Raw genomic sequence first — 18,454 nt, 5'->3', positions numbered from 1 at the left:
ACGATGAAACTACAAGATCTTGAGGTGATTGTGACGGCACCACCTGCACCTGGATGGGGCGGGCGTTACTGGATCTTGGTCAAGATAACGACGGATACCGGCATTGTGGGCTGGGGGGAATGCTATGCTTCCTCAGTTGGACCGGATGCCATGCGCGCCGTTATCGCGGATGTTTTCGAGCGTCACATGCAGGGCGAGAACCCCGAAAATGTCGAATTGATGTTCCGGCGGGCCTATTCCTCGGGGTTTACCCAGCGGCCTGATCTAACTGTGATGGGTGCGTTTTCGGGGCTTGAGATCGCCTGCTGGGATATCTTGGGCAAGGACCGCGACCGCCCGGTTTATGCGCTGATCGGGGGGCGCATGAATGAACGAGTGCGCGCTTATACTTATCTGTATCCCTTGCCGCATCATGACATCAGCGCCTTTTGGACCTCGCCCGAGATGGCGGCGGAATCGGCGGCGGATTGCGTGGCGCGCGGGTTTACTGCAATCAAGTTTGACCCTGCCGGCCCCTACACGTTGCGCGGGGGGCACATGCCCGCGATGTCCGACATCAGCCAATCTGTCGCGTTTTGCAAAGCGATCCGCGAGGCCGTTGGCGACAAGGCCGATTTACTGTTTGGCACCCATGGGCAGTTTACCACGGCAGGGGCCATCCGCTTGGGTCAAGCGATCGAGCCCTACGGTCCGCTGTGGTACGAGGAACCTATTCCACCTGACGCCGTGGAGCAGATGGCGGCTGTGGCCCGCGCCGTGCGCATTCCGATCGCGACCGGAGAGCGGCTGACCACGAAGGCGGAATTCGCACCCGTGTTGCGCGCAGGTGCTGCGGCGATTTTACAACCTGCTTTGGGTCGGTCTGGCGGCATTTGGGAAACCAAGAAAATCGCGGCCATGGCAGAAGTGTACAACGCGCAAATCGCACCGCATCTTTATGCGGGGCCTATCGAGTGGGCCGCCAATATCCATATGGCTGTCTCTATTCCCAATATCTTGATGTGCGAATGTATTGAGACACCGTTTCATGACCAACTGATCAAGGGGGCAATCCGGGTCGAAGACGGCTTTATTTCCGCCCCCACCGCAGCAGGTCTCGGAATAGAGGTCGACGAGGCTTTGGCGCGTGCGCACCCCTACGAGGGGCATGATCTGCATTTGCAGATGCAAGAAGCCCCTTGCGACTATGTGAATGGCAACGCCTTTGAGGGGGGTGCGCCATCGGTCAAAGACTAGGTCTTTAGCACATCCAGTGCCGCGGCCACGATCCCCTCGCGGGATGGCAAGGTCGCGGCATAGGCGGGACCCGTCGCAATAAAGCTGTCTTCGGCGGTAAGGCGTGCGGCGCGGGCAACGCCACGCTCGGCCATCAGGGCCATGAGCCCTTCGGCCTGCCCGCCCGTGCGGCGACATTCATCAACGATCAAAACAGGGCGGTCACCGACGGCGTCGATGATTGCGTCTTCGGCCAGCGGGGCCAGCCAGCGCAGATCAATCACGCGCGCGGCGATGCCTTGGCCTGCCAGATCGGCCTGCGCTTGCCTGCTAAGGTAATGCCCATTGCCATAGGTCAAGATCGCCAGATCGGTGCCGTCGCCATGGACGCCGATGTCCTGCATGGAAATCCGCCGATCCGGGTCAGGATAGGTCGTCATCCAACCACCATCGCCCGCCTCGAGCAAGTCGCGCATCGGGTAAAGTGCGATGGGTTCCACAAAGACCACCACGCGCTGCTCTTCGCGTGCGAGGCGATGCGCCTCGCGCAGCATCATTGCGGCATCTGCACCGGTCGACGGGCAGGCAATAATCAGCCCCGGGATATCACGCAGAACGGCAAGGGAATTGTCGTTGTGAAAATGCCCGCCAAAGCCTTTTTGATAGCCAAGCCCGGCGATGCGCAGCACCATGGGGTTGGTCCATTGGCCATTGCTGAAAAACGGCAATGTCGCCGCCTCTCCGCGCAACTGGTCTTCGGCATTGTGCAAATAGGCAAGGAACTGGATTTCCGGCATCGGGATAAAGCCATTATGTGCAGCACCGATGGCAAAGCCAAGAATGCTTTGTTCATCCAGCAGCGTGTCGATGACCCGTGCGGGGCCAAAGCGCGATTGCAGCTTTTGCGTGACCCCGTAAACGCCGCCCTTGCGACCGACGTCTTCGCCCATCAGCAATGTCTCGGGGTGGGCAAGCATCACGTCATGCAGCGTCCAGTTGATGATCTTGGACAGAGGTTGCGGCGTGTCCATCTGGCCAATCTCGTTGCCCAAGATGTCGCGCCGATCCTGCGCGCTTGGCCCGTTCGTCGCGGCACAGGCCCGCTTTGGCGGAATGATACTGGCCATCACATCATGGGCCGTTTTCAGGCGCGGTCGGGTCACGATATCTTGCGCAACCTCAGCCACCTTTTCCAGCGTTTGCGTATAAATGGTCAGGGCGTCATCCGCACTCAAGGCACCGGCAGCAACCAGCAGACGGGCGCTATGCAGCAAGGGATCATTGGCCTCGTCTGCCTCGACCTCGGCCTTGGGCAAATAAGAGGTCGCAACATCCGCCCCCGCATGGCCATAGAGGCGCACAGTCCGTAGATGCAAAAATGCAGGTTTGCGGTGGATGCGGACAAAATCAGCTGCCTCTTTGGCAGAGGCATAGGCCGCAAACAGATCCAGCCCGTCGGCCTCGAAATAGGTCAACCCGGGGCGCGCGGACATCGACGCCTTGATCCACCCCGAAGGTGTCTTGGTCGAAATACCGATACCGTTATCCTCACAGACGAACAAAAGCGGCATTGGAACGCCCTGAACGGCCGTCCAGCATGCTGCATTGATCGCACCTTGTGACGTCGAATGATTGGCCGAGGCATCACCAAAGCTGCACATCGCGATGCCGTCACGTGGCAGTACGCCATGCTCTGGTGGGTTGCGTCGGGCAAGGCCAATTGCATGGGCCGCCCCAACCGCCTTGGGTAGATGGCTGGCAATGGTCGATGTCTGCGGCGGAATCATCAGCGCACGGCTGCCCAATACTTTGTGCCGCCCCCCGCTGGTTGGGTCATCGGCTGAACAGGCAAACGACAGCAGCATGTCGCGCAGCATATCTTGGCCATCAACCTGATCCGCTCGCGCAATCTGAAAAGCCGCGTCCCGGTAATGCAGAAATGCGATATCATCAGGGCGCAGCGCATGGGCAACCGCCGCCATGCCTTCGTGCCCGCTGGAGCCGATGGTATAAAACCCCTGCCCCTGCTTTTGCATCACCCTGCTTTGCAGATCCAGTGCCCGTGAAAGAACCTGCGCCCGGAAAAGACCGGTAGCCTCTTCAATATCCAAACCCGGGGTAATACCACCCCCATCTGGAAAATCCTGCGCGCCAACGCGCCGCAGAAAATTTTCGTGGACGATCTGTACGCGGTCCATCGCTACCTTCCTCGTTCATTTCGGGAAGTACCAAAAGGTGCCTCCGGCAGGGATATTTAAGAGCCAGAGAAGAACAGTGCTGTTTCTGTCTTCTCTGGCTCTTAAATATCCTCGGGGGAGTTTGAGGGGGCAGAAAGCCCCCTCATTCCAGTTTTATAAAAATTCCTGCAATCCAGTCTGCGCGCGTCCCAAGATCAGGGCATGCACGTCATGGGTGCCTTCATATGTATTGACGGTTTCAAGGTTCATCATGTGGCGGATCACCTGATATTCGCCACTGATGCCGTTGCCGCCGTGCATGTCGCGCGACATCCGTGCGATGTCCAGCGCCTTGCCACAATTGTTGCGCTTTACGATCGAGATCATTTCAGGCGCGGCTTTTGCCTCATCCATCAACCGGCCAACCTGAAGAGACGCTTGCAGGCCAAGCGCGATTTCAGTTTGCATATCCGCCAGCTTTTTCTGGAACAACTGTGTCTGCGCAAGTGGCTTGTTGAATTGCTTGCGGTCCAAGCCGTACTGACGAGACGCATGCCAGCAGAATTCTGCGGCACCCAACGCGCCCCAGCTGATGCCATACCGCGCACGGTTCAGGCAGCCGAACGGACCTTTCAGGCCCTGAACATGCGGCAGCAATGCGTCCTCGCCGACTTCCACGTTGTCCATCACGATTTCGCCAGTCACGGATGCGCGCAACGACAGCTTGTTGCCGACCTTTGGCGCGGACAGACCTTTCATGCCTTTTTCAAGGATGAAGCCGCGGATCTTGCCGCCATGCTCTTCGGACTTGGCCCAGACGACGAACACGTCGGCGATTGGCGCGTTCGAGATCCACATTTTGGAGCCGATCAGCTTGTAGCCCGTCGCGGTTTTGATTGCCCGTGTCTTCATGCCAGCCGGGTCGGAGCCCGCGTCAGGTTCGGTCAGACCAAAGCAACCAATGAAATCGCCGCTGGCCAGTTTGGGCAGGTATTTCTTGCGCTGCTCTTCAGAGCCATAGGCGTAAATCGGGTACATCACGAGACTGGATTGCACGGACATCATCGACCGGTAACCACTGTCCACGCGCTCGACCTCGCGGGCGACAAGGCCATAGGACACATAGTTGCCGCCAAGGCCGCCGTATTCTTCGGGGGTTGTGACACCCAGCAAACCCATGTCGCCCATTTCCTTGAAAATGCCGGCATCTGTCGTCTCATTGGCATAAGCGTCGATCACGCGCGGCTGCAGCTTTTCTTGCGCGTATGCGCGGGCGCTGTCCTGAATCATCCGCTCGTCTTCAGTCAACTGATCGGTCAGGCGGAAAGGGTCCGTCCAGTCAAAGCTCCCCAGATCAGGGGCGTCTTTGGCTTTCAGAATGGGTGCTTCGGCGTTCATAGAAATTTCCTCCGGGGTGTTACTTCGGCCAAAGTATTGCAAAATCGCGCGCAGAATACTATCGCTGGTTTATCCTGAACCTATGAGTTTTAGTCATATGATTGCCCCGCGAAGGTTTCTACCCTCGATCAACGCATTACTGGCATTCGAGGCAGTTGCCCGCCTTGGCAGCGCCACGCAAGCCGCACAGGAATTGTCCCTGACGCAAAGCGCAATCAGCAGGCAACTCAAGACCTTGGAGGCACAATTGAACGTGCCCTTACTTGCCCGACAAGGGCGGCAGCTGGTCCTGACCGAAGCGGGAGAAAGCTATGTTCTACAGGTGCGTGACGTGCTGAACCGGCTGGCGCAGGCATCGATTTCGGCGCGCACGAACCCGATGGCGGGGGCGTTGAACCTTGCCATTCTGCCGGGCTTTGGGATGCATTGGCTGGCACCGCGTCTGCGCGACTTTGCCCAGACCCATCCCGAGGTCACTGTAAACCTCAGCACGCGTTTGCATCCCTTTGCGTTTCAAAACAGTGCATTCGACGCTGCGATACATTTTGGCAAGGAGGACTGGCCCGGCGTCAGCTATCTGCATCTGATGCCGGAAACCGTTGTGCCCGTCTGCGCCCCCGATTTACTGGACGCCCCACTTGAAGACGCCAGCGAAATTCTGTCCTATCCGCTGCTGCACCTCGATACCCGTCCGCGCGGCTGGGCCAGGTGGCTGGCAGCGCTTGGGGTCGCACGTGAACCACCTTCGGGGATGATGTTCGATCAGTTTTCCACCATGGCGCATGCCGCCGTGCACGGGTTGGGCGTGGCCCTGTTGCCGACCTTTTCTGCTGACCCGTATCTTCGCGACGGGCAACTGGTACTGGCGTCAACGCAAACCACCCAAAGCATCGGGAATTACTATCTGGTCTGGCCCGAGGACCGCGCCGAGACAGCCGCGCTCAGGTCTTTCAAGACATGGCTTGCGGGTCAAACCGATCACATTCTATAGTTGCCGCGTCAAATTTCCGCCGCAATCGCCTGTTAACAATATCCTCTGTAACCCGATGGGGCCGTTGCTAGGAGCATAGACATGCCAATTTCGTTTCGCAAAGGTGCTTTGGCCTTTGTCATATTTGCCACCGCCAGCAGTGCTACCAGTGCGTTGGCCGAAACCTATCAAATTCTCATTTTGGACGAGGCATTTTTTCCAGACATCTCTTATGTCACTGAAGGGGATAAGCTGGAGTTCATCAATCAATCGTCTTCGACGCGCGCCGTGGTTGGCCAAGATCAGGCATGGCAGTCCGGCAATTTGGAAGCAGGCCACAGTTACACTTATGTAATCGGAGCCGGCTCGCCCCTCATCTTTACCAGTTCGGTCGGCGAGACAAGTTTTGATGGCGCGATAAGTTTCGACATGGCTCCTTTGGAAAGCGATCCGTCAGCCAGTAACTAGGGTGATCAACGCCAATTTGCGTGCCGTCCAAGAACATCGCTTATTCGGCATGCGCGTCCCCGAGCGGGGCAATCAACGCAGGGCCAGACGCCCGGTTTGAATTCACGGCCCGCCCAACGCGGTGCCAGCCCAGAACGCCATCGGCCGTTGCCCGCATCAGGGGGGCGGCCCCTTTGCCTTTTTCCCCAAGCCAAAGCGCCCAGTCTGACGGGTCTATCACCACAGGGGCGCGGTGGTGTATATCGGTCATAGACCCTTTGGCCGCTGTGGTGACAATGGCGCAGCTGCGCAAGCGGGATTGATCCACATCCGCCCACTCTTGCCAGATCGCGGCAAACGCCAAGGGGTGCCCGTCGGTGCGGGTAAAGTACCAAGGATCCCTGCCACCGTCCGCGTCTTTGGTCCATTCATAGAAACCCGACGCAATCACCAGCCCACGCCGCAAGCGCACCGCGTCGCGAAACGCGGGCTTGTCCGCAACGGTTTCAGCGCGGGCATTGATCAACAGCGGGCCATCATCTGGTTTTTTGTACCACTGCGGTACCAGCCCCCACCGCATCGCGGACAAGCTGCGCGGTCCATCACCGGCGCGGGTTACGATGTGTACGCTGTCAGTCGGGCAAATGTTAAAGTCGGGCACCGGCGGCAAATCATTGGCCGGGCGAGCATTGAATAGCTGCGCCATCGCATCTTGCGGCAGGCTTAGCGCCATACGTCCACACATCAGCGGCATCCTTTGGTCAACCTTTGGCGACGGGCACCAAAGGGCGTTTTATCGCAGCAAATATAGGGGGTGCCACCGCCCAAGTCGAGAACGGCCGAGCCTGACATGACGATCCCGGTTTTATCGAACATTCGATAGGCTCGACAGCAGCGGCCTTTGGTTTGAGATCGGCAAGGCAAAGCACATTGAACGGAAAAAGGCGCGCCACCAGATGGGGCGCGCCTTTCGTTTCGTGAAAATCCGCTTACTTCAGCGTGATGCGGCCATCGGTGTAGGGCGTGTAGGCCCCGTTCATCGCGATGTATTCAGCCGTGACATCGGCCACGTCGGGGCCGTAATCATAGGCGTTTTCAGCCGTTTTGAACATCGCATAGCCGTCGCCGCAGTTGCGCACATAGTTGTTGGACACAACGCCATAAATCTTGGCAGGGTCAATCGGTTCGCCCGATACCAAAACGTCACTGATCCGGCTGCCAACTTCGGCGGCAGGGTCTACGGCATAGGTCATACCCGCCACCTGCGGAAAGCGGCCTGCGACTTCTTCGATCTGGCTGACACCGTTTTCAAGCGCCTCAAGGATCGTGGCACCAGAAACCTGGAACGTGGACAGCGTGTTCTGGAACGGCAGCACGCTCAGCACTTCACCCATGGTGATTTCGCCTGCATCAATTGATGACCGGATCCCGCCACTGTTCTGGATCGCAATATCAACGCCCTGATCGGCCACACGGGCCAGCATCGCGTCCGCAATCAGGTTACCCATCGGGCATTCCATCACGCGGCACACGGCACGGTCGCCGTCGATCATCTCGGCGGTTTCGGCCACGACCTTGTTGCGGATTTCGTCCAGCGGCTGTGCCATTTCAGCAATGCGCGCCAAGGTGCCTTCGTCTTCGACAACGCCTGCGTCGATCAGCACAGGCTCGCCCGAGGCTTCCTTGACGTTGCCTTCGTCATCGAAGGTCACGTTTAATTCACCCAGATATTTACCATAAGCATAGGCCTGCACGATGGCGGTTTCCTTGACCATCGTGGGGTATGCCCCTTCGGCGCGGTCGTTGGTATTCGACAACAGCGTGTTCGAATGCCCGCCCACGATCACATCAACACCGGTGGTGTTTTCAGCAACCATCTGGTCAACTTTATAGCCCGAGTGGCTGAGCACGATAATCTTGTTCACGCCCTGTGAGGTCAGCAAATCAACCTCGCCCTGAACGGCAGCAACGGAATCGGTAAAGACCACGTTTTCACCCGGGCTGGCCAATTCATCCGTGTCTTCGGACGTCAGACCGATCAAGCCGATCTTTTCACCGCCCCGTTCGATCACCGCAGATTTCGCCAACTTGCCCGCCAGCAGCGGCTCAGCCGAGATATCGGCATTCGACATCAGGATCGGGAATTCCAGCGCGGCCATAAAACCGGCAAGTACTTCGGGGCCGTCGTCGAATTCGTGGTTGCCCACGGTCATGCCATCATAACCCAGCATGTTCATCATTTCGGCGGCCATCTGGCCCTTGTAATATGTATAGAACAAAGACCCTTGGAATTGATCGCCGCCATCCACCAGAATGTAGTTGTTGGTGCGTGCCTTGGCGTCCTTGATCGCGTTCACCAGACGGGCGGTGCCGCCAAAACATTCGCCGGCGGTGTTGTCTTCGGCAGAACAAGGGCCGTCATATTTGCTGATTGGCTCAAACCGGGCGTGGAAATCGTTGGTGTGCAGGATGGTCAGGCTATAATCAGCTTGCGCCATGCCCGTTGTCAGGGCCAGCGCCGCCGTGGCGGTCAGGAATCGTTTCATGGTGGTATCCCCCAGAGTTGAAATTCTGCCGTATCGTGGCCGTAGCCCTGCAATCTGTCAAAGACCATTTGCACCGAACTCACCCTGCCCCTAGGTCAGGCGGCGAAACATCCGTCAGACTGCACAGGTCTTGACCGTTTGGCCCCGCCAAGGCATCACGGGATCCATGTTGATTTACAAAATATTTCGCGCCGACGAATGGCAAGCGCTGCGCAGCGCGGGGACAACCCAAGGTGCGCCTATTGATGTGGCTGACGGCTATGTCCATTTTTCAACCGCGACCCAAGCTGCCGAAACGGCTGCCAAACATTTCGCAAACGAAGATGGTTTGTTCCTTCTCGCAGTGGAAACCGACCGGCTGGGCGATGACATCAAATGGGAGGTGTCGCGCGGCGGTGCCGAGTTTCCCCATCTCTACCGTGATCTAAAGATCGAAGACGTAGCTTGGGCGCAGCCGTTACCGCTTGAAAACGGGGCGCATCAGTTTCCGGCAGGGTTTGCAAACGAATGACCCAATATGTCGATCCCGACCGGGCACAATTTGACGCCTTCAAAGGGTTGGACCGCGACACGCCCTTGCACATGCTCAACCTTGTGCGGCTTCGCGATCTTGCGGCCTATCCTGCCGATCACGCGCTTGCCTCTGACGGCCTGACCGGTGCCGAGGCCTATAAGAACTATGGTGCCGCAAGCGGGCCAGTGCTGGCCGATGTTGGCGGGTCCATCGCGTGGCGCGGCCAGTTCGAGGCGACCTTGATCGGACCCGGCGACGAGGCATGGGACATCATGTTCATCGCCGCCTACCCCAATGCACATGCGTTTTTGCAAATGATATCGGACCCACGGTACAAACGGGCGGTTGTCCACCGTCAGGCTGCTGTCACCACATCGCGGTTGATCCGCACCAGCCCCCTGCCCATCACGGATGAATTTGCATGAAACGTTTTGCTGAACAAATTGGCCTGCGCGCCCTGCGCAAGATCGATCCGGAAGCTGCTCACGGGCTGGCAATTTCTGCCTTGCAGGCGGGGCTTGCGATGTCTCCCGGCCCGGTCACCTCGGCGCGGCTGAAAACGACCCTAGCCGGGCTGGACCTGCCCAACCCCGTTGGCCTTGCCGCTGGGTTTGACAAAAACGCGACAGCAATTGCGCCACTGTCCAAGGCCGGCTTCGGCTTTATCGAAGTGGGTGCCGCCACGCCCCTACCCCAGCCGGGCAACGACAAACCCCGCCTGTTCCGCCTTACCGAGGACCGCGCTGCCATCAACCGTTTCGGCTTTAACAACGAAGGGATGGAGGCGATCTGCACGCGTCTGCGGGACCGCACACCCGGCATTCCGGTTGGCCTGAACCTTGGGGCCAACAAAACCAGCAATGACCGCGCCGCCGATTTCGCCCAAGTAATGGAAGCTGCCCGCGATCACGTAGATTTTGCCACGGTGAATGTGTCGTCGCCGAATACCGAAAAGTTGCGCGATTTGCAGGGCAAGGCCGCGCTGTCAGCGCTGCTGGCAGGCGTGATGGCGGTGCGCGGGACCACGCCCGTGTTCCTAAAGATCGCGCCCGATCTGACAGAGGCCGAGATTGCAGATGTCGCAGACGTCGCCAATCAGTCCGGCGTGGCCGCGATCATTGCAACGAATACGACGTTGGACCGGACGGGCCTGAACAGCCGGCACCGCGACCAGATGGGCGGGCTGTCCGGCGCGCCCTTGTTTGAGAAATCCACCCGCGTACTGGCGCGCCTGTCAACGTTCACGGATATCCCCTTGGTCGGGGTCGGCGGGATCAGTAGTGCCGAAGACGCCTATGCCAAGATTTGTGCGGGGGCATCTGCCGTTCAGCTTTACACGGCGCTTGTCTATGGTGGGTTGTCGCTGGTGGGCGATATCGTTCACGGGCTGGATGCCTTGTTGGCCCGTGACGGGTTTGCATCGGTGGCGCAGGCCGTGGGCACCAAGAAAGGCGACTGGCTATGATCACGCTGTGGCACAACCCGCGCTGCTCAAAATCGCGCCAGACATTGGCGATTATTGATACGTCCGGGACTGCGGTAACTGTCAGGCGTTACCTTGAAGACCCCCCATCGCTGGCCGAACTTGAGGCGGCGCGGTCCGCTTTGGGGTGCCGCCCGATCGAGATGATGCGCAGCAATGAAGCCCAATTCAAAGAATTGGGCCTGCGCAAAGACAGCGATGACGGTCAGTTGATGCAAGCGATGGCCGACGCGCCGATTCTGATCGAACGCCCAATTGCGTTCAAAGGCACCAAGGCCATCATCGGTCGCCCCCCTGAAGCGGTGAACGATTTGCTCTCGGAGTGAGCCGGAATTTTACAAAATTCCGAACCGCTTTTTTCGATAAAAACGGATCACCCCACGGCCCGTTCAAGCGCAGGATAGCGCAGGCCCAGCGTGATCCCTCGGGCGACAAAGCTGACCAAAAGTGAAATCCAAAGCCCGTGATTGCCCAAGCTTGGCACCAAAAGCGCAGCGCTCGCACAATAGACCAAGAACGAGAGCGCCATCATGTTACGCATATCCCGGGACCGTGTCGCCCCGATAAAAATACCGTCCAACATCCACGACGCGCAGCCAAGCAGCGGTGCTGCGATCATATAGGGCAGGAAAACGCGCGCCTCTTCACGTACCATCGGCGCGGTCGTCATCAAATCAATGATGGCCCCGCCACCAAGGGCAAACCCGACGGTCATCAGCGCACAAGACAGCAGACCCCAGCCGCTGGTCAACAGCGCCCCGCGGCGCAAGATATCACGCTGCTTGGCCCCCATGGCGCGCCCGACCAAGGCTTCGGCTGCAAAGGCAAACCCGTCCAGCGCGTAAGCCGTGATCATCAAGAACTGCAACAATACCTGATTGGCCGCCAGCTTTACGTCCCCCAAGCCAGATCCCAAAAACAAGAACGACACAAAGATCGCCTGCAACAGCAACGAACGGATCAGAATATCGCCGTTCACCTTCATCATGTTGATCCAACGCGGCCCGTCAAAGACCTGTGCCCAGTCGCGCCACGCAGGCACGCGGAAGGCCGCGCGGCAAAACCACAGACCCAAGGCCGCGCCGGTCCATTCTGCCAAGAACGTTGCAAAGGCCACGCCTTCGACACCCCATCCAAGCCCCAGCACGAACCAAAGATCGAGCAGGATGTTCAGCCCGTTCATCCAGACCTGAATAACCAGCACAGCGCGGGTGCGCTCCAGCGCAATCAGCCAGCCGGTGATCGCATAAAGCGCAATTGCAGCAGGCGCGGACCACACCCGGATGCGCATGTAGGCCTGTGCCAGACCTTCGACCTCGGGGCTGGCCGGAGACACCTGAAACGACGCCCAGAACAGCGGGATTTGCAGCAGAACCATCCCCAGTCCGGCAAGCCCACCGATCAACAACCCGCGCGTCAGCAAGGCGGCCACTTCGGCCTGATCCTCGTTGCCAGCGGCCTGTGCGGTCAGCCCGACTGTCCCCATCCGCAGGAAACCGAACACCCAATACAGCGCCGACAGGATGATGGCCCCGATGCCCACAGCCCCGATCGGTGCGGCCAGCCCCAACTGGCCCACGACGCCGGTATCAACCGCCCCCAAAATCGGCACGGTCGCATTTGAGATCACAATCGGAATCGCGATATTCAGCACCCGCCGGTGGGTCACCACATCGCGGGGCGCGGCATTGCCCTTGGCCACGGCAGCGACTTCGGCATTGGAAATCGGATCAGTCACGGGGTTGCGGCATCAAGAAATGCCCCGTTGCCTGTGCGAATAGCTTGGCGCGGTTGTCTTGCCAAGCCTCGACATGGACCGACGCATAGCGCCGCCCTGACCGGTTGATTGTGGCACGGGCATATGCGTCACGTGGCAGGCCAGAACGCAGATAATCAACGGTAAAGTCGATTGTCTTGGGCAGACGTGGCATGTGTTCGCCGTCCATCTTGTCAACCTCGATGGCACCGGATTCAAGATCCTCCCACAGGGTTCCCCAGCTTAGGGTGATGATCGACGTAACCTCGAGAAATGACGCCGTCACACCGCCATGCAGCGCCGAGATGATTGGATTGCCGATCAACTTGTTTGAAAACGGCAAAATCGCGGTCAGTTCATCGCCGCGGCGTTCAAATTCGATTCCCAAAAACTGGATATACGGCACACCGCCGACCAGCGCATGCAACGCCCCGTCGCGGCGTTTTTTGATGACCTGCACGGCCTCGGGTTTCATGCGTCCGCTCATCTGTGCCCCTCCACCACAAAGCTGCCCGTTGCCGTGGCGACCGGGCTGCCATCTTCTTCGTCTTGTGCGGTTGCGCGCACAAAGGCGACCGACCGTGTCACATGATAACATTCTGCACGCGCGGTAATGCGCTGTCCGGGTTTCGCCGCGCGCAGATATTCGATGCGCAGATCAATCGTCGCGGTACCGCCGGGGTTGCTGGGATGGCTCATCACCGCCGCCCCGCAGCATGTATCCATCAACGCCGACACGGCCCCCCCGTGAATCACACCTGTGCGTGGGTCGCCCACAAGTTTTGCATCATAGGGCATACCGATCACCGCCACCCCGTCTGCAAGATCTTCCAGCACCATCCCAAGCGCTTCGCTATAGGGCAGCGCGGAAATGAACTGACCGGCGATGCGCAATTTTTCTGTATCCGTCATTTTGACCCTCTTGGCGATCTGTTGCCCCATATCAACCCTGCGCGCCACCAAGAGCAACCCCGCCTGTTGCGCTCGGAAAAACTTAGGCATAGTTTCTGCAATTGAGGAGACACCAATGCCCGACAAACGCCTGAGCTTTAAGGAAATGTGCGCTGAATTCGACGTGACGCCTAGAACGTTGCGGTATTACGAATACATTGAATTGCTGCATCCAGAACGGGACGGACGCGCCCGTTCCTATGGCCCCCGCGAGATTGCGCGGATGAAGTTGATCATGCGCGGACGGAAATTTGGCTATACGCTGGAAGGAATCCGGCAGTGGCTGTTGATCTATGAAAACGAGGGCACCGAAGCGCAGATGCACGCATGGGTCAAAAGCGCAGACCGGCAATTGATCGAACTTGCAGAACAGCGCGCCCAATTGGCCGAAGCCATGGAAGAACTGCAACGTCTGCGCGACGACACGGCGCGGACCTTGGAGAAGATGTCCTAATTCCGGTTTTTAACGTTCCGGCTTTCGGCCTCCAAGCGCTTGTCGACCTGCCCCGCAAGGCGCTCAAGCTCGGCTGCGATGATAATCATTTGGGCGACCAATTCGGATTCGACCATCGCCGCCAGATCAAATGCGGCGTCTTCCACATGCCTCGCCGCGATGCGGAGCGCATCTGAGCCTACAGGTTGTTCCATTTTGAAAAAGTCACTTTGTTGATCGTGAAATCGAGCCCAGAATTGGGCCGGCACGGGTTTGAGAATTGGGTGGGGGTTGCTGCGTCCAAGCGGTGACTGACGCCTTATAGCGGTCACAAAAAAAATTCATGTCACGCAGGTGCGTCACATTATGTTGTCGACAGATTGCCTCAGCAGTCCCGAGCTGATGCCGCGCACAGCAGCGCGGGTTCGGTCGGTGACCTCCAGTTTCTCGAACATACGCCGCGTGATTGTATCCACGGTATGGCGCGAAATGCCCATGATATCGGCCATGACCGAATTACTTTTGCCCTGCGCGATCCAGCGCAAAACCTCCAGTTCTCGGGGGGAAAGCCGCGCATAAGGTGATTTAGGCCCGTCCGTCAGGGCGCAAAACCGCTGGTGCGCGGATTGGCTGGCCAGTTGAAATTCTGCCAAGGCATCAGGCGACAGCCGTGGCGCATCAGGTTCAAAACACATCCCTACTGCTGCATTCCGTGCCTCGGGGCCGAATACCTGAAATGCAATGCCCGGCCAGACGCCCGCGTCTTTCAGCTTATCAAGATAGGCGATTTCAGCGGGTCGCAGCGCGTCGAGTGCCTGCGCATCCGACCAGTAAAACGGTTCGACTCGGGACAGGGCAAGACGGGGCAAAGGGTTGTTCAGAAACAACTTTTCGTGGATATACATTTCTCTAAACGCCGTCGGCATCCCAAATTCAATTGCGGGATAATTCGTATCCCCATAGGTTTGGACATCAATGCTGCGATACGTAACGATGCGAATTTTATGCGCCTGAGCATACCGCTGAACAAGCGCCCAAATCGCGCCCGGACTGTCCGCTTGCCTTGATAATTTCGTAAATGCTTGAAAATTCATGTCAAAGCTCATCGATGCCCCACAATACTGAATCGAACTCGCGCCGGTTGTAGAACTTATGTCATAAGTTGTGACCTAATGCACCCTCAAAAGAGGCGACCGCGTTTGATAAATTTAACATCAAAGTGACGCAACGTCTAACTTACGTTAACGTCAACTTGTGTTGTAAGTTGCAGGGCAGATGGCCACATCACTGTCATAACGTCCACTGCAACAGCGAGCTTTGACGATGAGCAACACAAAAATGACGATCCGCGAGATGTGTGATGCATTCGATGTGACCCCCCGCACCTTGCGTTTTTATGAAGCCAAAGAACTGCTATTCCCCGAACGCCAAGGCCAGAAACGCCTGTTTGGAAAACGGGATCGTGCGCGGTTGAAACTGATCTTGCGCGGCAAGCGTTTCGGATTCAGCCTCGAAGAAATCCGGCAGCTGCTGGACCTTTATCATATGGACGACCAGCAACAGACCCAGCTGGCCCGTACCTACGAGATTGCCCGCGAACGGTTGGCCGATCTTGAAGCGCGGCGTGACGAAATGACAGAGGCCATTGATGATCTGCGCGCCCAGTTGAAATGGGGGGAAAACATGATCGCCTCGGTCAGCACCACGCGCAACGCAGCAGAGTAAAACCCACATACCGACCAGATAAATGGCCAACCGGCCAAGGGAGATAGACCAATGCCCAGCTACACAGCCCCCGTAAAAGACATTCAATTCGTTCTGCATGATGTGTTGAACGTCACATCGTCGTCCATTCCGGGATATGACGACCTCGAAGCGGATTTCACATCGGCCATTTTTGAGGAAGCCGGCAAGCTGACCTCAGAGGTTCTTGCCCCGCTCAACATCGTTGGCGACAAAGAAGGCTGCCGCTTGGAAAATGGTGTCGTCTACACGCCGACTGGCTTCAAGGACGCCTTTGCCAAGGTCAAGGAAGGCGGTTGGCCCGGTCTGGATATGCCCGAAGAATATGGCGGCCAGAACATGCCCTATGTCGTTGGCACCGCCGTCGGCGAGATGTTCTCGGCCTCGAACCAAGCGTTCACCATGTATCAAGGCCTGACCCACGGGGCGGCGTCGGCCATTCTGGCCCACGGCACGCAGGCGCAAAAAGACACCTACCTGCCGAATATGGTATCGTGTGAATGGACCGGCACGATGAACCTGACCGAACCGCATTGCGGGACCGATCTGGGGCTGATGCGCACCAAAGCGGCCCCTCAAGACGACGGCAGTTACAAGATCACAGGCCAAAAGATTTTCATCTCGTCGGGTGAACATGACATGGCCGACAACATCATCCATCTGGTGCTGGCCAAGATCGAAGGCGGTCCGGAAGGCATCAAAGGTGTCTCGCTGTTCATCGTGCCCAAGTTCATCGTCAAGGAAGACGGGTCTTTGGGCGAACGTAACGGCGTCACAGTCGGATCCATCGAAGAAAAAATGGGCATCCACGGAAATTCGACCTGCGTGATGAACTATGACGGTGCTGTGGGATATCTTTTGGGCGAAGAACACAAAGGCATGCGTGCCATGTTCACCATGATGAACGAAGCCCGCGTCGGCGTCGGCATGCAGGGTTTGGCACAGGCCGATGCGGCTTATCAAAACGCGCTGATCTATGCCAAGGATCGTCTGCAAGGTCGTGCCGTCACGGGCACCGAAAACCCCAACGGCCCAGCCGATCCGCTGATCGTCCACCCCGACATCCGCCGCAGTCTGATGGATCAGAAGTCTTTTATCGAAGGCGCGCGTGCCTTCATTCTTTGGGGGGCCAGCCTGATTGATGCCGCGCATCGCTCCGGTGACAAGGACGCCGATGGGCTGGTGTCGCTGATGACACCCGTAATCAAAGGCTTCCTGACGGACGTCGGCTATGACATGACGGTCAAGGCGCAACAGGTCTATGGCGGCCACGGCTATATCGAAGAATGGGGCATGTCCCAATTCACCCGCGATGCCCGTATTGCGATGATCTACGAAGGTGCGAACGGCGTTCAAGCGCTTGACCTTGTGGGGCGCAAGTTGGCGCAAGACGGCGGCAAACATGTGATGGCGTTCTTTGACATGCTCAAAACCTTCATCAAAGAAAGCGCCGGACAGGATGCGGAATTCGACGCGGAGTTCCTTGAGCCGCTGAAAGCCGCAAGCAAAGACCTGCAAGCCGCTGGCATGTATTTCATGCAAAACGGCATGAAGAATCCGAATAATGCCTTGGCCGGATCAACCGACTTCATGCATATGTTCGGGCATGTGTGCCTTGGCTTCATGTGGGCAAAAATGGGCCTCGCCGCCAAGAAAGCGCTTGCTGATGGCACCGCTGACCCGGTCTTCTACGAAACGAAACTGGCGACCGGTCGCTATTATATGGCGCGTCAACTGCCTGCCACCGCGCTGCACCTGACGCGTATCCAGACCGGTGCGGATACAGTGATGGCGCTGGAAGCCGCAAACTTCTAAACTACCTGTGGGTGGGGAAGATCCCCACCCCACTGCAAGACGCGAGGACACCATGCCAAAACGCTTTCGCCTGACCCGCCGCTTTCCTGTTGCCATGACCGAAGACGGCTATCGGCAGCTCAAGAAGTTTTCAGCCCAAGCGGGGCTGGACGAAGGCGAGGCCTTGTCATTCCTGTTTGAGAATTTCAACAGCGTGATGAACGAGGAAAACCTGACCGCGCGATTGCGGCTTTTCAATTCGGAACTGGATGAGCGTAAAAAATAGCAGTGCATGACGATGCAAAGCAGCCCTTCGGGGAGAGTTTATTTGGCAAAATGAAGCTACGCGATCGCCCTGCCTTAACCGCGATGAACAAAATCAAGGAAGGGCTTCACTTTGCGCGCCGCTCAGCTCTCCAGCCTGCTGCGCAACAACAAGGGTATGGTTAGAATACTACTGAAAAATGAACCGCAGAACGTCCATCTTCATTTTGCCAAATAAACTCCACGGGGGTGTGGGGGTGTGAAACCCCCGCTCCGGCCGATGCAGATAGAAATCACCTAAGGGAGGCTCACATGACCATCAAACTATATTGCTTCGGCGAAAGCGGGAACGCCTATAAGGCAGCACTTGCCTTGCAACTTTCAGGTCTTGAGTGGGAGCCGGTCAAGGTCGACTTTTTCGGCGGGCAGACCCGCTCAGCTGAATACCGGGCCGACGTGAACGCCATGGGCGAAGCGCCTGTTATGATTGATGGCGACCTTCGCCTGACCCAGTCCGGCGTGATCCAAGACTATGTCTCGGAAAAGTCTGGCAAGTTTGGCGGCAAGGATGCAACCGAGCGCCGCGAGGTTTTGCGTTGGGTGCTTTGGGACAATCACAAGCTCAGCTCGAATGCGGGGATGACCCGGTTTTTGATTAATTTCCTGCCCTAAGATACACGCCCGCAGGAAGTTATCGGCTTCATGCAAGGGCGTCTTTCGGCGGCTTATGCCGTGCTGAACGATCACCTGAGTGGCCGCGACT

The 18,454-nt window shown here is 57.8% G+C and carries 20 protein-coding genes and 1 pseudogene; 12 read left to right on the top strand and 9 right to left on the bottom strand.

The genetic code is table 11. The features are described from left to right. Positions 1-3: 3 nt before the first annotated feature. The gene (locus ABYT07_RS04725; protein ID WP_372989823.1) at positions 4-1,236 is read left to right on the top strand and encodes a mandelate racemase/muconate lactonizing enzyme family protein; all 1,233 of its coding nucleotides are present in this window, start codon (positions 4-6) and stop codon (positions 1,234-1,236) included. Here ABYT07_RS04725 and ABYT07_RS04720 read toward each other — a convergent pair. Both ABYT07_RS04720 and ABYT07_RS04715 read right to left on the bottom strand, forming a co-directional pair. Beyond that, entirely contained in the window at positions 1,233-3,413 is a 2,181-nt protein-coding gene (locus ABYT07_RS04720; protein WP_372989822.1) for a thiamine pyrophosphate-dependent enzyme, read from the bottom strand. The genes ABYT07_RS04725 and ABYT07_RS04720 overlap by 4 nt on opposite strands. A gap of 153 nt (positions 3,414-3,566) precedes the next feature. Then, positions 3,567-4,790, bottom strand: coding sequence for an acyl-CoA dehydrogenase (locus tag ABYT07_RS04715; protein WP_372989821.1), 1,224 nt, complete (start codon positions 4,788-4,790; stop codon positions 3,567-3,569). Positions 4,791-4,887: 97 nt separating this feature from the next. Between ABYT07_RS04715 and ABYT07_RS04710 the strand changes: the two genes are divergently transcribed. Both ABYT07_RS04710 and ABYT07_RS04705 read left to right on the top strand, forming a co-directional pair. Beyond that, positions 4,888-5,781 (top strand): LysR substrate-binding domain-containing protein, encoded by an 894-nt coding sequence (locus tag ABYT07_RS04710; RefSeq protein ID WP_372989820.1) that lies wholly within the window; start codon positions 4,888-4,890, stop codon positions 5,779-5,781. A gap of 81 nt (positions 5,782-5,862) precedes the next feature. Beyond that, positions 5,863-6,228, top strand: a complete 366-nt coding sequence (locus tag ABYT07_RS04705) for a hypothetical protein (RefSeq protein WP_372989819.1) — start codon at positions 5,863-5,865, stop codon at positions 6,226-6,228. A gap of 40 nt (positions 6,229-6,268) precedes the next feature. On the opposite strand, the gene ABYT07_RS04700 is transcribed toward ABYT07_RS04705, so the two are convergent. Continuing rightward, positions 6,269-6,952, bottom strand: a complete 684-nt coding sequence (locus ABYT07_RS04700; RefSeq protein ID WP_372989818.1) for an SOS response-associated peptidase — start codon at positions 6,950-6,952, stop codon at positions 6,269-6,271. A 244-nt stretch (positions 6,953-7,196) separates the two neighbouring features. Further along, the gene (locus ABYT07_RS04695) at positions 7,197-8,753 is read right to left on the bottom strand and encodes a bifunctional UDP-sugar hydrolase/5'-nucleotidase (protein WP_372989817.1); all 1,557 of its coding nucleotides are present in this window, start codon (positions 8,751-8,753) and stop codon (positions 7,197-7,199) included. 166 nt (positions 8,754-8,919) lie between these two features. On the opposite strand from ABYT07_RS04695, the gene ABYT07_RS04690 reads away from it, so the two are divergent. Genes ABYT07_RS04690 through arsC form a run of 4 tightly spaced genes read left to right on the top strand, consistent with a single transcriptional unit; the run spans position 8,920 to position 11,076 of the window. Continuing rightward, complete coding sequence (locus ABYT07_RS04690; RefSeq protein ID WP_372989816.1) at positions 8,920-9,264, top strand: DUF952 domain-containing protein; 345 nt, start codon at positions 8,920-8,922, stop codon at positions 9,262-9,264. Continuing rightward, positions 9,261-9,692, top strand: a complete 432-nt coding sequence (locus ABYT07_RS04685) for a DUF1330 domain-containing protein (protein WP_372989815.1) — start codon at positions 9,261-9,263, stop codon at positions 9,690-9,692. The genes ABYT07_RS04690 and ABYT07_RS04685 overlap by 4 nt, the downstream gene beginning before the upstream one ends. Then, entirely contained in the window at positions 9,689-10,732 is a 1,044-nt protein-coding gene (locus ABYT07_RS04680; protein ID WP_372989814.1) for a quinone-dependent dihydroorotate dehydrogenase, read from the top strand. The genes ABYT07_RS04685 and ABYT07_RS04680 overlap by 4 nt, the downstream gene beginning before the upstream one ends. Next, entirely contained in the window at positions 10,729-11,076 is a 348-nt protein-coding gene (gene arsC / locus ABYT07_RS04675) for an arsenate reductase (glutaredoxin) (RefSeq protein ID WP_372989812.1), read from the top strand. The genes ABYT07_RS04680 and arsC overlap by 4 nt, the downstream gene beginning before the upstream one ends. 47 nt (positions 11,077-11,123) lie before the next feature. Here the strand turns inward: arsC and ABYT07_RS04670 are convergent, their stop codons facing one another. From ABYT07_RS04670 to ABYT07_RS04660, 3 genes are read right to left on the bottom strand one after another with little or no spacing between them, the layout of a single operon-like run. Beyond that, positions 11,124-12,488: an MATE family efflux transporter gene (locus tag ABYT07_RS04670; RefSeq protein ID WP_372989811.1), complete on the bottom strand. Its 1,365-nt coding sequence runs from the start codon at positions 12,486-12,488 to the stop codon at positions 11,124-11,126. Continuing rightward, the gene (locus tag ABYT07_RS04665) at positions 12,481-12,993 is read right to left on the bottom strand and encodes a PaaI family thioesterase (protein WP_372989810.1); all 513 of its coding nucleotides are present in this window, start codon (positions 12,991-12,993) and stop codon (positions 12,481-12,483) included. Before ABYT07_RS04665 ends, ABYT07_RS04670 begins: the two co-directional genes overlap by 8 nt. Then, entirely contained in the window at positions 12,990-13,418 is a 429-nt protein-coding gene (locus tag ABYT07_RS04660) for a PaaI family thioesterase (RefSeq protein ID WP_372989809.1), read from the bottom strand. The genes ABYT07_RS04665 and ABYT07_RS04660 overlap by 4 nt, the downstream gene beginning before the upstream one ends. 115 nt (positions 13,419-13,533) lie before the next feature. Here ABYT07_RS04660 and ABYT07_RS04655 point away from each other — a divergent pair, with 115 nt between their 5' ends. Then, entirely contained in the window at positions 13,534-13,911 is a 378-nt protein-coding gene (locus ABYT07_RS04655; RefSeq protein WP_372989808.1) for a MerR family DNA-binding transcriptional regulator, read from the top strand. Here the strand turns inward: ABYT07_RS04655 and ABYT07_RS04650 are convergent. Both ABYT07_RS04650 and ABYT07_RS04645 read right to left on the bottom strand, forming a co-directional pair. Next, on the bottom strand, positions 13,908-14,105 hold the full coding sequence (locus ABYT07_RS04650; protein ID WP_372989807.1) for a hypothetical protein: 198 nt from the start codon (positions 14,103-14,105) through the stop codon (positions 13,908-13,910). The two genes, ABYT07_RS04655 and ABYT07_RS04650, sit on opposite strands and share 4 nt — an antisense overlap. Before the next feature lie 144 nt (positions 14,106-14,249). After that, on the bottom strand, positions 14,250-14,984 hold the full coding sequence (locus ABYT07_RS04645; RefSeq protein ID WP_372989806.1) for an autoinducer binding domain-containing protein: 735 nt from the start codon (positions 14,982-14,984) through the stop codon (positions 14,250-14,252). Between the two features lie 229 nt (positions 14,985-15,213). On the opposite strand from ABYT07_RS04645, the gene ABYT07_RS04640 reads away from it, so the two are divergent. The 4 genes and pseudogenes from ABYT07_RS04640 to ABYT07_RS04625 form a co-directional block, all read left to right on the top strand. Then, positions 15,214-15,615 (top strand): MerR family DNA-binding transcriptional regulator, encoded by a 402-nt coding sequence (locus tag ABYT07_RS04640; RefSeq protein WP_372989805.1) that lies wholly within the window; start codon positions 15,214-15,216, stop codon positions 15,613-15,615. A 51-nt stretch (positions 15,616-15,666) separates the two neighbouring features. Further along, a complete protein-coding gene (locus ABYT07_RS04635; RefSeq protein WP_372989804.1) occupies positions 15,667-17,448 on the top strand; it encodes an acyl-CoA dehydrogenase C-terminal domain-containing protein in 1,782 nt (593 codons plus the stop codon). 52 nt (positions 17,449-17,500) lie between these two features. Further along, positions 17,501-17,713 (top strand): hypothetical protein, encoded by a 213-nt coding sequence (locus ABYT07_RS04630; protein ID WP_008227659.1) that lies wholly within the window; start codon positions 17,501-17,503, stop codon positions 17,711-17,713. 290 nt (positions 17,714-18,003) lie between these two features. Beyond that, positions 18,004-18,454: pseudogene (locus ABYT07_RS04625) on the top strand (glutathione S-transferase family protein); the annotation flags it as partial.

This window comes from Sulfitobacter sp., assembly GCF_041552635.1.
In the GTDB taxonomy this organism is placed as follows: domain Bacteria; phylum Pseudomonadota; class Alphaproteobacteria; order Rhodobacterales; family Rhodobacteraceae; genus Sulfitobacter.
Note: the sequence above shows the minus strand (reverse complement) of the source record. Positions and strands in the feature narration are given on the sequence as shown.

Coding starts and splice junctions, on each gene's coding strand:
- ABYT07_RS04725 (WP_372989823.1), top strand. CDS start 4: ATGAAACTACAAGATCTTGAGGTGATTGTGACGGCACCACCTGCACCT.
- ABYT07_RS04720 (WP_372989822.1), bottom strand. CDS start 3,413: ATGGACCGCGTACAGATCGTCCACGAAAATTTTCTGCGGCGCGTTGGC.
- ABYT07_RS04715 (WP_372989821.1), bottom strand. CDS start 4,790: ATGAACGCCGAAGCACCCATTCTGAAAGCCAAAGACGCCCCTGATCTG.
- ABYT07_RS04710 (WP_372989820.1), top strand. CDS start 4,888: ATGATTGCCCCGCGAAGGTTTCTACCCTCGATCAACGCATTACTGGCA.
- ABYT07_RS04705 (WP_372989819.1), top strand. CDS start 5,863: ATGCCAATTTCGTTTCGCAAAGGTGCTTTGGCCTTTGTCATATTTGCC.
- ABYT07_RS04700 (WP_372989818.1), bottom strand. CDS start 6,952: ATGTGTGGACGTATGGCGCTAAGCCTGCCGCAAGATGCGATGGCGCAG.
- ABYT07_RS04695 (WP_372989817.1), bottom strand. CDS start 8,753: ATGAAACGATTCCTGACCGCCACGGCGGCGCTGGCCCTGACAACGGGC.
- ABYT07_RS04690 (WP_372989816.1), top strand. CDS start 8,920: ATGTTGATTTACAAAATATTTCGCGCCGACGAATGGCAAGCGCTGCGC.
- ABYT07_RS04685 (WP_372989815.1), top strand. CDS start 9,261: ATGACCCAATATGTCGATCCCGACCGGGCACAATTTGACGCCTTCAAA.
- ABYT07_RS04680 (WP_372989814.1), top strand. CDS start 9,689: ATGAAACGTTTTGCTGAACAAATTGGCCTGCGCGCCCTGCGCAAGATC.
- arsC (WP_372989812.1), top strand. CDS start 10,729: ATGATCACGCTGTGGCACAACCCGCGCTGCTCAAAATCGCGCCAGACA.
- ABYT07_RS04665 (WP_372989810.1), bottom strand. CDS start 12,993: ATGAGCGGACGCATGAAACCCGAGGCCGTGCAGGTCATCAAAAAACGC.
- ABYT07_RS04660 (WP_372989809.1), bottom strand. CDS start 13,418: ATGACGGATACAGAAAAATTGCGCATCGCCGGTCAGTTCATTTCCGCG.
- ABYT07_RS04655 (WP_372989808.1), top strand. CDS start 13,534: ATGCCCGACAAACGCCTGAGCTTTAAGGAAATGTGCGCTGAATTCGAC.
- ABYT07_RS04650 (WP_372989807.1), bottom strand. CDS start 14,105: ATGGAACAACCTGTAGGCTCAGATGCGCTCCGCATCGCGGCGAGGCAT.
- ABYT07_RS04645 (WP_372989806.1), bottom strand. CDS start 14,984: ATGAATTTTCAAGCATTTACGAAATTATCAAGGCAAGCGGACAGTCCG.
- ABYT07_RS04640 (WP_372989805.1), top strand. CDS start 15,214: ATGAGCAACACAAAAATGACGATCCGCGAGATGTGTGATGCATTCGAT.
- ABYT07_RS04635 (WP_372989804.1), top strand. CDS start 15,667: ATGCCCAGCTACACAGCCCCCGTAAAAGACATTCAATTCGTTCTGCAT.
- ABYT07_RS04630 (WP_008227659.1), top strand. CDS start 17,501: ATGCCAAAACGCTTTCGCCTGACCCGCCGCTTTCCTGTTGCCATGACC.